At 59.9% G+C, this 14,655-nt stretch carries 16 protein-coding genes; 12 read left to right on the top strand and 4 right to left on the bottom strand.

The window, feature by feature from the left end; translation table 11 throughout:
• Positions 1-4 precede the first annotated feature (4 nt).
• Positions 5-499 carry a ribonuclease E activity regulator RraA gene (gene rraA, locus OPV09_RS20615; protein WP_034749787.1) on the top strand — a complete coding sequence of 165 codons (495 nt, stop codon included), beginning with the start codon at positions 5-7 and terminating at the stop codon, positions 497-499.
• A 136-nt stretch (positions 500-635) separates the two neighbouring features.
• Entirely contained in the window at positions 636-1,277 is a 642-nt protein-coding gene (locus OPV09_RS20610; protein ID WP_254671511.1) for a choice-of-anchor C family PEP-CTERM protein, read from the top strand.
• A 57-nt stretch (positions 1,278-1,334) separates the two neighbouring features.
• Here the strand turns inward: OPV09_RS20610 and OPV09_RS20605 are convergent, their stop codons facing one another.
• Positions 1,335-1,763 (bottom strand): DUF4952 domain-containing protein, encoded by a 429-nt coding sequence (locus OPV09_RS20605; protein ID WP_338679251.1) that lies wholly within the window; start codon positions 1,761-1,763, stop codon positions 1,335-1,337.
• Entirely contained in the window at positions 1,750-2,133 is a 384-nt protein-coding gene (locus OPV09_RS20600) for a MerR family transcriptional regulator (protein ID WP_070302076.1), read from the bottom strand. The genes OPV09_RS20605 and OPV09_RS20600 overlap by 14 nt, the downstream gene beginning before the upstream one ends.
• Before the next feature lie 83 nt (positions 2,134-2,216).
• Between OPV09_RS20600 and OPV09_RS20595 the strand changes: the two genes are divergently transcribed.
• The 9 genes from OPV09_RS20595 (at position 2,217) to OPV09_RS20555 (ending at position 11,531) form a co-directional block, all read left to right on the top strand.
• Entirely contained in the window at positions 2,217-2,660 is a 444-nt protein-coding gene (locus OPV09_RS20595; protein WP_338679250.1) for a hypothetical protein, read from the top strand.
• A 56-nt stretch (positions 2,661-2,716) separates the two neighbouring features.
• A complete protein-coding gene (locus OPV09_RS20590; protein WP_338679249.1) occupies positions 2,717-4,561 on the top strand; it encodes a DUF4153 domain-containing protein in 1,845 nt (614 codons plus the stop codon).
• 666 nt (positions 4,562-5,227) lie between these two features.
• The gene (locus OPV09_RS20585; RefSeq protein WP_338679248.1) at positions 5,228-5,905 is read left to right on the top strand and encodes a hypothetical protein; all 678 of its coding nucleotides are present in this window, start codon (positions 5,228-5,230) and stop codon (positions 5,903-5,905) included.
• A gap of 241 nt (positions 5,906-6,146) precedes the next feature.
• Positions 6,147-6,740: an MltR family transcriptional regulator gene (locus OPV09_RS20580; RefSeq protein ID WP_338679247.1), complete on the top strand. Its 594-nt coding sequence runs from the start codon at positions 6,147-6,149 to the stop codon at positions 6,738-6,740.
• A 99-nt stretch (positions 6,741-6,839) separates the two neighbouring features.
• A complete protein-coding gene (locus OPV09_RS20575; protein WP_338679246.1) occupies positions 6,840-7,274 on the top strand; it encodes a hypothetical protein in 435 nt (144 codons plus the stop codon).
• A gap of 51 nt (positions 7,275-7,325) precedes the next feature.
• Positions 7,326-8,488 (top strand): IS3 family transposase gene (locus OPV09_RS20570; RefSeq protein ID WP_338682225.1). Its coding sequence is split into 2 segments (ribosomal slippage): positions 7,326-7,581 and positions 7,581-8,488, totalling 1,164 coding nucleotides; the frame shifts between segments, so codons are not numbered across the junction.
• A gap of 549 nt (positions 8,489-9,037) precedes the next feature.
• A complete protein-coding gene (locus OPV09_RS20565) occupies positions 9,038-9,622 on the top strand; it encodes a LysE family translocator (RefSeq protein WP_338679245.1) in 585 nt (194 codons plus the stop codon).
• A 9-nt stretch (positions 9,623-9,631) separates the two neighbouring features.
• Positions 9,632-11,074 (top strand): PLP-dependent aminotransferase family protein, encoded by a 1,443-nt coding sequence (locus OPV09_RS20560; protein WP_338679244.1) that lies wholly within the window; start codon positions 9,632-9,634, stop codon positions 11,072-11,074.
• 58 nt (positions 11,075-11,132) lie between these two features.
• The gene (locus OPV09_RS20555; protein WP_034749762.1) at positions 11,133-11,531 is read left to right on the top strand and encodes a VOC family protein; all 399 of its coding nucleotides are present in this window, start codon (positions 11,133-11,135) and stop codon (positions 11,529-11,531) included.
• Positions 11,532-11,546: 15 nt separating this feature from the next.
• Here the strand turns inward: OPV09_RS20555 and motA are convergent, their stop codons facing one another.
• Together motA and OPV09_RS20545 are read right to left on the bottom strand one after the other, a co-directional pair.
• Positions 11,547-12,410 (bottom strand): flagellar motor stator protein MotA, encoded by an 864-nt coding sequence (gene motA / locus OPV09_RS20550; protein ID WP_034749759.1) that lies wholly within the window; start codon positions 12,408-12,410, stop codon positions 11,547-11,549.
• A 48-nt stretch (positions 12,411-12,458) separates the two neighbouring features.
• Entirely contained in the window at positions 12,459-13,373 is a 915-nt protein-coding gene (locus OPV09_RS20545) for a LysR family transcriptional regulator (protein WP_070302068.1), read from the bottom strand.
• 99 nt (positions 13,374-13,472) lie between these two features.
• Here OPV09_RS20545 and OPV09_RS20540 point away from each other — a divergent pair, with 99 nt between their 5' ends.
• Positions 13,473-14,642 carry a mandelate racemase/muconate lactonizing enzyme family protein gene (locus tag OPV09_RS20540; protein ID WP_338679243.1) on the top strand — a complete coding sequence of 390 codons (1,170 nt, stop codon included), beginning with the start codon at positions 13,473-13,475 and terminating at the stop codon, positions 14,640-14,642.
• Positions 14,643-14,655 lie beyond the last annotated feature (13 nt).

The raw sequence follows: 14,655 nt of genomic DNA, 5'->3' as shown, positions 1-14,655 counted from the left end.
CCCCATGACCTTTGCCACCACCGACCTGTGCGACGACTATGCGGCCATGCTCGACGACGGCACCCTGGCCGTGCTGCCGCCCGTGTACCGCGCTTTCGGCCAGCGCGTGCGTTTCAGCGGCCCCGCCACCACCTTGCAAGTGTTCGAGGACAACGCGCTCGTGCGCAGCACCCTGGAAACACCGGGCCAGGGTCACGTGCTGGTGATCGATGGCGGCGGCAGCCTGCGCCGCGCGCTGGTGGGTGGCCAGCTGGGAGTGCTGGCCGAAAGCAACGGCTGGGCCGGCATCGTCGTCGATGGCTGTATCCGCGACAGCGAGGAAATCAATGTCTGCCAGATCGGCGTGCGCGCCCTGGCCACGCATCCGCGCAAGAGCAACAAGACGGGCGCCGGCCAGCGCGATGTGCGCGTGCAGGTCAGCGGCGTGGCCGTGCATCCGGGTGACTGGATCTACGCCGATGCGGACGGCATCCTGGTGGCGCGGCAGGAACTCGATTGACGGCGCAGTGCACCTGAAGACGTTGCAAATTATCTACATTAAATATATTTTTGCAAAGTTCTTTGATTTTTATCATGGCTGAGATATGATTTCACTTAAGGAAACTTTAATGCCTATAAGGCAAGGAAATCAGATCATGAAAATCGCCACCATCGCAGCAGTTGTTGCCCTGTTCGCCGCCGGCACCGCCAGCGCCAGCCCCGTCAACCTGATCACGAATGGCGATTTTGAATCGGTCGCGCCCGGCTATACCTTTTCCAGTGGCTATCATGTTGTCAATGGCGGTTCCTCGGCCATCGGCGGCTGGACGGTGGGCGCTTCCTCGGTCGACCTGATCCGCAATGCCTATAACGCTATCGACGGCTACAGCATCGACATGCTGGGCACGCCTGGTCCTGGTTTCCTGTCGCAAAGTTTCAACGTCGTTGCCGGCCAGACGTACAACCTGAGCTTTGACATGGCGCGCAATTCCGGCGGCCCTGCCGGCCAGGGCGTGGCCGTCAATTTTGGTGGCGTGGCAGGTAATTTCTACTCGACGGCTGCCGCCTCGAACACCTTGTACAGCAACACCTTGAGCTTCACGGCTGCTTCCAGCGGCCTGGCGACCCTGTCGTTTGCCAGCGCCGCCCAGGCCGGCACGCCGTTCGACAATTACTCGGGCGCCGTGATCGACAACGTGGCCGTGATGGCCGCCGTACCGGAACCGGAAACCTACGCCATGCTGCTGGCGGGCCTGGGCCTGATGGGTTTCCTGCGCCGCCGCAAGGCCGCCAAGTAAGTCTGATTTTGTCCGAGATCAAACCGCCTGCTGCCATGCACAGGCGGTTTTTTTACGTCAAGGGTCTTGTGCGTAGCCGTCCACCTGCACGACAAAGCGCTCGATCCGCGGCCAGTCTGCGCGCGTCCTGACCAGCGTTTCGCCCGTGGCCATCAGCAGCACATAGCCGTAGCCGGTGCGGCGGTCGCGCCAGGAGTGGGGCGTGCTGTCCCAGGCGCAGCAATAGCGCTTGAGCTTGGCCAAGCCATACGCGCGCCGCAGATATGCTTCCGCCTGCCGGGCATGCTTGCCGTCCACTGCGTAGCGGGCTTCGAACGGCTGGTCCTGGCGTTCCGTGTTTTGCTGGCAACCCAGGTAGACGATGTAGGCGGGTTTCTGGCCCAGCTGGGACAGGAAGTCGCCACAGGCCAGCCCGGCACCCTGCGCGCCGCCAGCGCCCAGCAGGAATAGCCACGGCAGCAGTGTAGCGAGTTTAGTGACTGGCATCGGCATCTCCCCGCAACGGACACGCTGCCGCTGCCGGCCCCATACGCAGCACCAGTTCGCCGCGCAACTGCGTCAATCCGGCGATGCGCGCATCGATTTCACCCAGCTTGCGCGCCAGCGCCGCGCGCAGCAGGTCCGCCGTGGCGGGATCGCCGGCGGCCGCCAGCAGCGGCATGTCGGCCTCGATTTCGGCCAGGGTAAAGCCCAGCTGCTGCGCCGTGCGCAGGTAGCGCAGCCAGTCGGCCGCCTCGGGCGGGTAGTCGCGGTAGCCATTCGCGCCGCGCCGTGCGCGCAGCAAGCCCCGCTTTTCATAAAAGCGCAGGGTATCGCGGCTCAAGCCCGTCGCCTGCGCCATCTCGCCGATCTGCATGGTGATTTTTCTTTCATAAAATGCTTGACCATGGAGTGTACTCCAACCCTGATCATGGGCGCTTTCCATACACAGGAGTTCCCATGTTGTCCGTTTCCGCTTTCCGCCGCGTGGTGCGCGCCAGCGCCATTTATGATGTGCTCATGACGGCCCCGTTTGCCACGCCGTGGACGTTTTTGCTGCTGCACGAGCACTTGAGCGCCATCAACGTGAGCCTGGGCGGCCTGCCGCTGCCCGTCTTCGGACCGTTTCATCTGCTCATCAGCAGCTTGTTTGGCAGCGTGGTGATGGTCTGGTCCGTGCTGCGCATGCTGGACCCGCAGCCGCGCTTCGGCCGCTATGACGCGGCAGCGCGCTACCTGTTTTCCACCTGGATGGCGTGGGCGCTGTTCACGACGGGCCAGCCCCTGCTGTGGCTGTTCTTCGTGCCTGAACTGGCCTGGGGCCTCGCGCAAAGCTTGCCATTGCGCCGCAGCGAGGGCGCGCCGGCAGGGTGCGCGCACGAATCGTTGTTGAGATGGCGATAACGAAATGCAATAATGGCCGTGCTTTACAGCAATAAACGACTATTAAGGAAATAATTATGCAGCAGGATGCCGCTGGAAAAAACATGGCGTTGCTCGATCCGGTGGTGGCGCCGCGCATCGCGGTGACGCGCCTGGTGGCGGGCCTGCTGCAAGGCTTGCTGCTGTACTGGCTGTACAGCACGGCGCAAGACAAAGTGTGGCCCGCCACGGAAGCCTATCTGCTGGCGCCGCTGATGCTGATCAGCCTGCTGCTGCCCATCCTGCTGGTTTCCAGCCTCGGCCATATGTCGGTCAAGCGCATCGGCCTGTGGATGGCGGGCGCCGCCGTCGTGATGGCCGTGCTGGCCTGGCATGACGTGGCGCGCGGCGCCGAGCATGTGATCTGGGGCAACTATAAGCCGGGCGCACCGCTGCGCGTCATTTCCGCGCAGCTGTTCGGTTTCTGTGTCGTCGGTTTTTATATCGCCCACGCGCTGGTGCTGGCCAGCGCCCAGGATGGCCAGCGCATCGCCCGCTATCCCACCTACTTTGAAATCGCCTGGAAGCTCGGCATCCAGCTGCTGTTTTCCCTGCTGTTCGTGCTGGGCCTGTGGCTGGTGCTGTGGCTGGGCGGGCAGCTGTTCCTGCTGATCAAGCTGAGTTTCCTGAAAAAACTGCTGGGCCAGGCCTGGTTCGTGATTCCCGTCATCTGCTTCGCGTTTTCGTTCGCCATCCACATCACGGACGTGCGCCCCTCCATCGTGCGCGGCATCCGCACCTTGCTGCTGGTGCTGCTGTCGTGGCTGATGCCTATCGCCGCCGTGCTCGTCTCCGGTTTCCTGCTGACCTTGCCTTTCATCGGCTTCGAGCGCCTGTGGGCCACGCGCCATGCGGCGTCCGTGCTGCTGGGCATGGCCGGCGTGCTGGTGGTGCTGATCAATGCCGCCTTCCAGAATGGCGAAGTGGGCCATGGCGTGGCGCGCGGCATCCGCCTGGGCACACGTCTGGCCTGTCTGCTGTTGCCGTGGGTGGTGGGCATCGCCATCTATGCGCTGACCTTGCGCGTGATGTCGCATGGCTGGACTTCCGACCGCCTGATCGCTGCCGCCTGCCTCTTGATCGCCACCTGCTACGCCGCCGGTTACGCCTGGGCGGCCAGCAAGTATGGCGACTGGCTGCACCTGATCGCCAACGTCAACGTGGCCACCGCCTTTGTTACCCTGCTGGCGCTGTTCGCGCTGTTCTCGCCGCTGGCCGACCCGGCGCGCATTTCCGTGGCCAGCCAGATGGCGCGCCTGAACAGCGGTAAGATAGACGTGGACAAGTTCGATTTCGAATACCTGCGCTTCCAGGGCGCCCGCTATGGCCAGGCGGCCTTGCAGGAACTCAAGACGCGCACGGCGGGCCCGGACGCGGCCATCGTGCGGGCCCGCGCCGACGCCATGCTCAAGCGCCAGAACCGCCTCGACGAGACGGGCGCTCTCAGCGACGTGTCGATCAACCTGACCCTGCGCCCGGCCACGGCGAAGTTGCCGGAGAGTTTCCTGCGTCAGGACTGGACGCAGGTCGGCCCGGCCTGGCGCCTGCCCGCCTGTTTGAAGCGGGCAGGGCCGCAGTGCGACGCGTATCTGCTCGATTTCGATGGCGATGGCAAGCAGGACGTGCTGCTGATCAGCAACGACCCGCGGGCCTCGTCGGTGCTGCTGGCGGAAAAGGAAGACGGCAGCTGGACCGCGCGCGGACAAATCCCCACCGATGCCCTGCGCTGCAAACCCCTGCGCGAGAAATTGCAGGCGGGCGAATTCCAGCTGGTGCCGCCGAAAGTGCGCGAACTGGAAATCGACGGCCAGCGCGTGCCGATGACCTTATATACGCCAGAGGATGAGGTCGCCTGCCCGGATGAGGCGGAGCCGACGCCGTAAATGGCAGAAGAAAGGATTTGCCGCGCTGAACAAAACCGATTGCTTGCCATGAAAGCAATCACTTCGTGGGCTGAGCGACTCCGTCCGTTATCGGGCAGCAGCAGACATTGACGCATATGCGCTTAAAGGGATATGACGTGGGTAATTTGAATGAAGGTGCCAAGGAAGCACGCAGTGAGATCAAACGCTTCCAGGAATACATCAATGCGCCGAGTTTGGTGCCAGACCAATGCTACCGCATGGCTAGTCCGACTTATGGGTTAGTGTGCTATGTGAACCAAGTTACGGCTCTATTCTTGAGCAAGAACTACTCCGTGATTCCAATCTTTCTGAAGAGGTCATACGATGCGCTTTTGGCAGTCACTCATGCTCGAGTAAGTGAGCCATACCGGAATCTCGTCATCCATTATCTTAGCCACGTTGCTCATTTTCTGGTTGATTACTCTTGCCTAGACCAAGATACGGCGAGCAATATTGAATTTATCCCACCGGCACTGCTTGAGCTTTCGCCTAGTTCGTTACCTGCAGACTTGTGCGTAGCAAATGAGTTCTGAACGGAATTACTTGCATGATTATTATTGAAGTGCCGTTTTCGGCCAGTTGCAGACAGTGGTTAGCTGACCCGAGCACCTAGCCACGGAGACCGAAACCCTGCAAGGAGCATAAGTGGATTTCGCGGAACTAGCTTTTAGAAGAATTGATGATCGGCAGCTAAAAGCTGACGCCTATGTTGATTGGGCAAATGAATTGCTTGAAGGAGGTTGTGATGTCCCCAGTATTTGGGAGTTGGTGGCCTACCGCTGGGATGCCTATATCGATCCTGATCAAGTTGAACGGTTATTTCTGTCATGCGTAGGCGACTTGGGGCTCGAATTGCAGAGTGAATGGTACGTCGCTCTTTGCGCATATTCAAGCAGCTTATGCGAGCGAATGTTGCGTGGTATTACGCAACCGTGGGACTGCTTGATTGAAATGCTGACTCTCGCAGACGATCACAATGAACCGTATATTCATTGGATTTGGATAGACCTTTCACGTGACCTTGAGCCGATAGAAAGAAGAAGATCAGATTACATTTGCTTCAATGGCGCATTGGACCTTAAGAAATCCGATGACTGCATACGCATGGTCGCGCAGCAGTTCATCGCCCTTTGCACGTTACCTCTTTCCGAGAAATTCCCATGGGTTTGGCTATGTCAGGAATGCGGTGCGGTTGGCGAGGAGAGTACCTTTACCGAGGCAAAGGCTTGTTTGTGTACAAAGTGTGGAACTACCTTTGCGATGAAAAACATGCGTTTCTTCGAGCATCGAGATGAACTTGTTAGGCGCTGCGCGGCGAAGTGAACTGGGACCACGGCTGGCGCGACCATGTTATCAATGGCCAACCCGATTTCAGCTACGCGGCGGATGCTTAGTGAACGAGTACAATCGGCCAATAGCTGCCGAACGTGGCCCGCGTGGCGTTTGTCCGAACAATGAGCTGTTCGCGGTCCAAACTGTCCCCTAATCACGAAGTATATTTCGCCGAGATTGTTCAAAATATATTGCCAATTTGCGATATTTAGCATTTTACGTCAGGAGTCACATGTCAGAAGCTACCAAAGAATTTCTCATGAGGCAGTTTGCTGAATTTGCCGCGTTCAGGCGTGCTTTGACGAACGAGTCGGATCGTGGATGTGCTCTTTTTGCGTCTGCCTATCTGGACAAAGCGCTATCCGATCTACTGTTCCTCTCTTTAGTTAACAGCAAGAAAATCGACAGTGAACTCTTCGAAGGCAATTCTCCCCTTGCGACGTTTTCGTCACGCATCAAAATGGCGTTTTACTTAGGAAAAATTTCAGCCGAATGTCGGGGGGATCTCGAAACTATCAGGAAGATTCGAAATGAATTCGCGCATGATGCGAACTTAATTTCCTTTGACACACAGTCAATTGCTGATCGTTGCCGTAACTTGGGGTTCTCTTATCAGTCCAAAGAGTCGCGGCCACGGTCCCACTTCACTGCGGCCTGTAGTGGAATCTTGGGCCGTCTGCATATGACAGCACTTAAATCGGTCGCTCCAACGGTTAAACCTGATGATCGGCCAACAGAGGAGGAGAAGGTGAAGGCACGTGAGAATGCTAAGAAAGCGTTAATGGAAGTAGAAGAAGAACAAGACAAGGAAGGTAAGGCTTCATGACAGTTACCAGTATCGGCCAGAAGCGGCCATGCAGCTGGTTTCATTCCTTTGGATTTGAACCAATCTAAACGGCAACATAATTAATCACTTGGGATCAAGATGCTAGAATTTTTCCGCGACCCAGCTTGGCAGTTCGTAGGTGTCGTGCTTGCGGTAGCCGCCTTGGCCGCTACATTCCTCGTCTTTTGGCTGCAACGTCAACGGAAGACTCTTTCCTACGAAGTAATCTCAAAGAACCAATTGTTGACAGTTAGGGAAGAGCTTGAAGGTCGATTGCAAGTTCTCTATGACGGTCATCCAGCGCGAGACATTTGCCTGCTGATCGTCAAGTTCGTTAACTCTGGCAATGTGCCAGTTTCGACCACGGACTACGAACGCCCGCTGTCGCTCAGTACGGGCATAACATCAAAGATACTTTCTGCCGTAATCACAGATGTTGATCCGGAAAACTTGGCGGCAAGCATTGACATCCTTGAGAGTCGAGTGACGCTTAAGCCGATCCTGCTAAATTCCAAAGACTTTGTAGTGGTTTAATGTACCCGGACACTAATTTAGGCGAGAATGCTCGCCATGGAGAGGTGTTTGATGAGCAAGCAAAGACGTACGTTTTCCCCTGAGTTCAAACAGCAGGCGGCATGCCTGGTACTGGATCAAGGATATAGCCATACGGAGGCAAGCCGTTCGGTCGGCATCGGCGAATCAGTGCTGCGCCGCTGGGTGCAGCAGCTTCAGTTGGAACGGCAAGGCATCACGCCACAGAGTAAGGCAATGACGCCTGATCAGCAGCGAATACAGGAACTCGAAGCGCGCATTGAGCGTCTCGAGCGGGAGAAGTCCATTTTAAAAAAGGCTACCGCGCTCTTGATGTCGGAAGGGATAGAACGTACGAGGTAATCGATCAGATTTGTGGTAACGAATCAATCGAGTTGATCTGCGCGGTGTTCGACGTAGCGCGGTCATGCCTGTACGCGCATCGGGAGCGCGCCCGGCACATTGATGTTGAGCGCATGGCATTGCGTAGCCGCGTGCACGAGCTGTTCGTCGAGAGTCGCAGTTCGGCGGGAAGCCGCAGCATCATGGGCATGATGCGCGAGGAAGGCACGGCAATTGGCCGCTTCAAAGTCAGTCGTTTGATGGAAGAGCTAGGGCTGGTCTGCAAACAGCCTGGCAGCCATGCCTATAAGCAGGCTACGGTGGAGCGGGTCGATATTCCGAACCACCTCAATCGTGAATTCACAGTCGAGGCGCCAAATCAGGCCTGGTGCGGAGACATCACCTATGTCTGGGCGCAAGGCCGATGGTATTACTTGGCAGTGGTGTTGGATTTGTTCGCTCGCCGAGCGGTGGGCTGGGCATTCTCGCTACGGCCCGACGCCGACCTTGTTGTGCAAGCGCTGGAAATGGCTTACGAGCAGCGAGGTCGACCGCAGGGCCTGCTGTTTCATTCGGATCAAGGCAGCCAGTACGCCAGTCGAAAATTCCGTCAGCGCTTGTGGCGCTATCGGATACGACAGAGTATGAGCCGTCGGGGAAATTGTTGGGATAACTCCCCGATGGAACGGCTGTTCCGCAGCTTCAAAACTGAATGGCTGCCGTCAACTGGTTACATGACGGCACAGGAAGCACAACGGGACATCAGCCATTACCTGATGCACCGGTATAACTGGATACGGCCACATCAGTTTAATCACGGATTGGCACCGGCCGTCGCCGAAGAAAAACTTAACGCAGTGTCCAGGATGGGTTGACCACTACAGCGAGTGTTGCGCTTTGGGCGCGATTAACCTGCCCATCATTCCAAGGTTTCAATATGGCGCTGATCTAAAACTTTAGACAACGTGAATGGCAGCAACGGGGCGGAATCGGACGGTGCCATTGGGGCAAAGCGCCACCGGTAGCTAAGTGCTGATCCATAGTGCTTGGCAGATGAGAACGCGATTGGGCATGGCAGGGCCTATGAGGCTTGCCAGATTCCTGGTGTGCGATCTCGTTGCTGCTTGGTCCAACGACGAGATCGGGTCTGGCCTGTTTATCTCCTGCCCAACAGAGACTCTTGCCGCGCTCAAGCAAGAGCTGGTCATCCCCCGCCGTACGGGCGGAGAGGGGTGACATGCACGAACAGCTTGCAGCGGTAACAGATGAAACGACGTTTCTGTAGTTGATCCGTGCGGAGCGGCCTGTCCGCTGTAGCAGTCGTTCGACTGATACAGCATGTGCTTGTATGCGGCGCCTTGTGCCTTGTCCCCGCCGTGCTGGGATTCTAGACTGGGGCCTTCTCCACGCTGCGACTGCCTGCCATGACCGAACTGCTGCCCCTGATGAGCTATTGCTTTGTGATGTCCGCCACGCCCGGACCGAACAACGTCATGCTGGCCACCACCGGCGCCAATTTCGGCTATCGCGGTGCGCTGCCGGTGATCCTCGGCATCCAGGCCGGCATCTTCGTGCAGACCATGCTCATGTGCGTTGGGCTGGGCAGCGTGTTCGTCGCGTATCCGATGGCGCAGCAGGTGTTGCGGATCGCGGGCGCGCTGTACTTGATGTTTTTGGCCTGGAAGCTTGCCGGCGCCTCGGTGGCGGGGGCCGGCGCACCGAAGGCCGTGTCGTTTGCGCAGGCGGCGCTGTTTCAGGCGCTGAACCCGAAGAGCTGGCTCAAGGCGATCACCATGGCGTCCGTCTTCATGCCTGCGCAGGGCAATATGCTCGCCAGCGCGCTGCTCGTGTCCGTGATCGGCACCGTGGTGGGCATGCCGTGCAACGCCATGTGGGCGCTGTTCGGCGTCTCGATCCGCAGCGTGCTGAAAGCGCCCCGCAACCAGCGCATATTCAATCTGGCGATGGGCGCCATCCTGCTGGTCCTCGCCCTGACGTTTTTACGCTAGACTGCCACCATGTTCGCCATCGACCGCTCCTCGCCCATCGCCCTGTTCAAGCAGATCGAGGCCGCATTGCGCCAGCAGATCGCGCAACGCGTCCTGCCTGGCGGGACGAGGCTGCCGTCGATCCGCCAGCTTGCCACGCAGCTCGCGGTGAGCACCAACACCGTGGTGGTGGCGTATGACAGGCTGGTGGCCGCAGGCGTCATCGATACGCACGGCACGACGGGTTTTTTCGTCTGCGCACCCGCTGACGCCGGCCGCGCCGTTCCCGACGAGGTGGCGCTGGAAGCGGGCCAGGAGCAAGAGCCAGTCTGGCTGAGCCAGCAAGTGAACGACCAGCGGCCGGGCGTGCTGCTGGCCAGCAGCGGCGCCTTGCCGCCCACCTGGCTGCAGGATGCGCTGCCGGCCGCCGCCGTGCAGCGTGGCCTGGCGCGCAGCGCGGCCGGCATGGCTTCGCGCTGTCCGCCGCAGGGGCTGGCCGAACTGCGCGAGCAGATCGCGCTGCTGTTGCGCGGCATCGGCATCGCCGCGGACGCCAGCCACATCCTCACCACTTTCGGCGGCACCCATGCCATCGATCTGATCTGCCGCACGTTTCTGCAGCCCGGCGATACGGTGCTGGTGGAAGACCCCGGATACTTCCTGATGTTCGGCAGGCTGCGCCAGGACGGCGTGCGCCTGGTGCCCATCAAGCGCCGCCCCGATGGCCTCGACCTGGACGAACTGGACGCGGCCTGCCGCGCGCACCGTCCGCGCCTGCTGTTCATGCAGACGGCTTTGCACAACCCCACCGGCTGGAGCAGCAGCGCCGCCAACCTGCACAAGGTGCTGATCATGGCGCAGCAGTACGGCTGCCTGATCGCCGAAGACGACGTGCACGGCCATTTCCAGCAGGGGCACAGCACGCGGCTGGCATCGCTGTCCGGACTGGACGGCGTGATCTACTATTCGAGCCTGTGCAAGGCGCTGAGCCCGGCCCTGCGCATGGGCTATCTGGCTGCGGCGCCGGCGCTGCTCAAGCTGCTGATGCGCACCAAGATCCACGCCATCATGACCTTGCCTGCGCTGAACGAATACGTGCTGCTGGAAGTGCTCAAGGCCGGCAATCTGCGCAAGCACCTGGAGCGGCTGCAACGCAAGATCATGGTGGCGCGCAACGCCAGCACGCGGCAGCTGAGCGCGGCCGGAGTGCTGTTCGAGCAGCCCGGCGACGCAGGCATTTTCCTGTGGGGCAGCATGCCCGAAGGGCTAGACGTGGACTTGCTGGTGCAGGACGCCTACCGCAACAAGATCCTGCTGATGCGCGGCGCCGCGTTCTCGGCCAATGACACGCCCGACCAGCATATCCGCTTCAACGTCGCCTTCAGTCAGCATCCGCGCGTGAGCGCCTACCTTGAAGAACGCCTGCGCGCGGTGGCAGGCGCGCGCTCCAGCCTTGCCCGCGCCTTCCTTTAGTTTTTATTGGTATTCTGGAGGGATGATTTTTTCGTCAACGTGTGAGCAAGGAAGCGCCATGCACAAACAGATCATTCTCAACCTGCCCGTGAAGGACCTGGATAAGTCCAAGGCCTTCTTTTCCGCCCTCGGCTTTACCTTCGATCCCCGCTTCAGCGGCGAGAACGCGGCATTCATGAATATCGTCGAAGGCAGCATCCAGGCCATGCTGACGACGGAACCGTTCTTCCAGTCGCTGATTGACAAGCCGCTGGCGAATGCCAGGGAAACCAATGAAGTCGTCATTTGCCTCAGTTGCGAAAGCCGGGAAGAGGTGGATAGCCTGATCGCCAAGGCCCAGGCCGCCGGTGGCCGCATACCGCATCCGCCCGAGGACCATGGCTTCATGTATGACCAGGGCTTCGAGGATATCGATGGCCACCTGTGGAACCTGGTCTGGACGGCGCCGGAAGCCTGATGCGAACCGCTGGAATCAGTTCTTCGTGCGCACCTGACGCACGTGGTTTTCCAGTTCGCTGAACGACGGGCGTTCCGTGGCGGAAATGACCTTGCGGCCGAATTCCACGGCCAGCGCCGGCGCATAGCCGTTCAGGCTGGCCAGCAGGGTCACTTTCACGCACTGGTACATCTTCGCCGTTTCATGGTGCTTGCGGCGCAGCAAGCTGGCCAGGGGCGCGATAAAACCGTAGGCCAGCAAGATGCCGATGAAGGTGCCGACGAGCGCCTGCGCGATCAGCACGCCCAGCTCGGCCGGCGGCAGGCCGACGGACGCCATTGTGTGCACGACGCCCATGACGGCGGCCACGATGCCGAAGGCGGGCATGGCGTCGGCCAGCTGCGAAATCGTCTGGATCGGCATTTCTGCATCTTCATGGTGCGTTTCGATCTCGTTATCCATCAGGTTTTCGATCTGGTAAGCATCCATATTGCCCGACACCATCAGGCGCAAATAATCGGTGATGAATTCCAGGATGTGCTCGTCGCCGAGCGTGTACGGGTATTTGATGAAAATGGGACTGCGGTACGGGTCGTCGATATCGTCCTCGACCGACATCAAGCCTTCCTTGCGGATCTTGCTGAGGATTTCATACATCAGCCCCATCAGTTCCATATAGCGCGCCTTCGTGTATTGCGAGCCGTGGAACAGGGTGGGCAGGGCGGCGAACGTGGCGCGGATGGCCTTGGCGTCATTGCCGACAAAGAAGGTGCCCAGCGCGGCGCCGCCGATCATCAGCAGTTCCAGCGGCTGGAACAGGGCGCCCAGGTGACCGCCCTGCATGGCGAAACCGCCGAAGACGGAAAACAGCACGACGAGAAATCCGAGTATGACTAGCAAAACCTACTCCTTCATATTATTGCCATATCGCAATATTGTAGTGTAACCCTATTTCCCCGTATTGGCCGAGTCCGGCTGCAACTGCTCGATGAGAAAATTGATAAAAGCGCGCACTTTGGCGGGCAGCTGGTGGCGGCTCGGGTAGTAGGCGTACAGGTCGGCCGGCGCCAGCGCATAGTCTTCCAGCACCACGCGCAGGCGGCCGCTGTCGAGGTAGCGGGCCAGGTCCCATTCCGAGCGCAGCAGGATGCCGTGGCCGTCCAGCGCCCAGCCGAGCACCACGTCGCCATCGTTGCTGGCCACCGTGCCGCGCACCTTGACCGTGTGGGTGGCGCGGCCACGGCTCAAGCGCCAGATGCCGTAGGCGTCGTCGTTTTGCCGGTGCACGATGCAGCGGTGCCGCGCCAGGTCGTCCGGCGTTTGCGGCGTGCCGTGCGCCTGCAGGTAGGCGGGCGAAGCGCACAGGAAGCGCCGGTTCGACATGATGCGCCGTGCCGACAAACGCGTGTCGGGCAAGTCGCCGAAGCGGATGCCCAGGTCGTAGGCCTGCTCGACCAGGTTGATGGGGCTGTCCGTCAGTTGCAGCTGCACTTCCAGCTGCGGGTGGCGCAGCGCGAATTGCGACAGCAATGGCGCGATCACCGTGCGGCCGAAACCCAGGGTGGCATTTACGCGCAACAAGCCTTTCGGTTCCGCGCTGCCGCTGGCCAGGGACTCTTCCATGGCGCGGATATCGTCGAGAATCTGCCGCGCCTGTTGCAGATAGCTTTCGCCATCGCCCGTCAGGCTGATGCGCCGCGTGCTGCGGTTTAGCAGCCGCACGCCCAGGCGCTGTTCCATCAGCGCCAATCGCTTGCTGACGGCGGGTGGCGTGATGCCCAGCTCGCGCGCCGTGGCCGACAGGCTGCCCAGCTTGGCCAGCAGTACAAAGAAGGCCATTTCCGTCGTGGCGTCGCTTTTCATTATTAACTTCAAGTGAAGAATGGTTTAAATTAATATCGATTATACGACTGACTATCGCGGTTAAGCTGGCGTCATTGTTTTCACCCACAGGAGACCCGCATGAAAATCGTTGAAATCCGCGAAAAGACCATTCCCATCTCTTCCCCCATCCGCAACGCCTACATCGATTTCAGCAAGATGACCCTGAGCCTGGTAGCCGTCGTCACGGACGTGATACGCGACGGCAAGCCCGTCGTCGGCTACGGCTTCAATTCGAACGGCCGCTACGGCCAGGGCATGCTGATGCGCGAGCGCTTCATTCCCCGCATCCTCGACGCCGATCCTGCCTCGCTCGTCACGGATGACGGCAGCAACCTTGATCCGCACAAGGTGTGGGATTGCATGTATACAAATGAAAAGCCGGGCGGCCATGGCGAGCGTTCGGTGGCCATCGGCACCATCGACATGGCCATCTGGGACGCCGTGGCGAAGATCGAGAACAAGCCCTTGTTCCAGCTGCTGGCCGAGCGCCACGGCACGGGCGTGCCCGATAAAAAAGTCTTCGTGTATGCGGCGGGCGGTTATTACTACCCGGGCCAGAGCCTGTCCGCCCTGCAGGACGAGATGCGCAGCTATATCGACCGCGGCTACACGGTGGTCAAGAAGAAGATCGGCGGCGCTTCGCTCGACGAGGACTTGCGCCGCATCGACGCCATCATGGAGGTGCTGCAGGACGGGCAAAAGCTGTGCGTAGATGCGAACGGCCGCTTCGACCTCGATACGTCGATCGCCTACGCCAAGGCGCTGCGCCAGTACGATCTGTTCTGGTATGAAGAGGCGGGCGACCCGCTCGACTTCGAGCTGCAATCGACCCTGCGCAGCTATTACGACAAGCCGATGGCGACGGGCGAAAACCTGTTTTCCATGCAGGATGCGCGTAACCTGATCCGCTATGGCGGCATGCGCGCCGACCGCGACTGGCTGCAGTTCGATTGCGCCCTCAGCTACGGCCTGGTGGAATACCTGCGCACGCTGGACATGCTGCACCAGCACGGCTGGTCGCGCAGCCGCTGCATCCCGCACGGCGGCCACCAGATGTCCCTGAATATCGCGGCCGGCCTGGGTCTGGGCGGCAATGAATCGTATCCCGATCTGTTCCAGCCCTTCGGCGGTTTTCCCGATGGCGTCAAGGTCGAAAACGGCCACATCACCATGCCGGACCTGGTCGGCATCGGCTTCGAGGGCAAGGCGAACCTGTATGCGGAAATGCGTGCGCTGAGCGGGCAGTAGGCTCAGGCCGGCG

This window comes from Janthinobacterium sp. TB1-E2 (genome assembly GCF_036885605.1).
GTDB classification, from domain to species: domain Bacteria; phylum Pseudomonadota; class Gammaproteobacteria; order Burkholderiales; family Burkholderiaceae_D; genus Janthinobacterium; species Janthinobacterium aestuarii.
The sequence above is the reverse complement of the archived record's forward strand: the minus strand, read 5'-3'. Positions and strand labels throughout refer to the sequence as shown.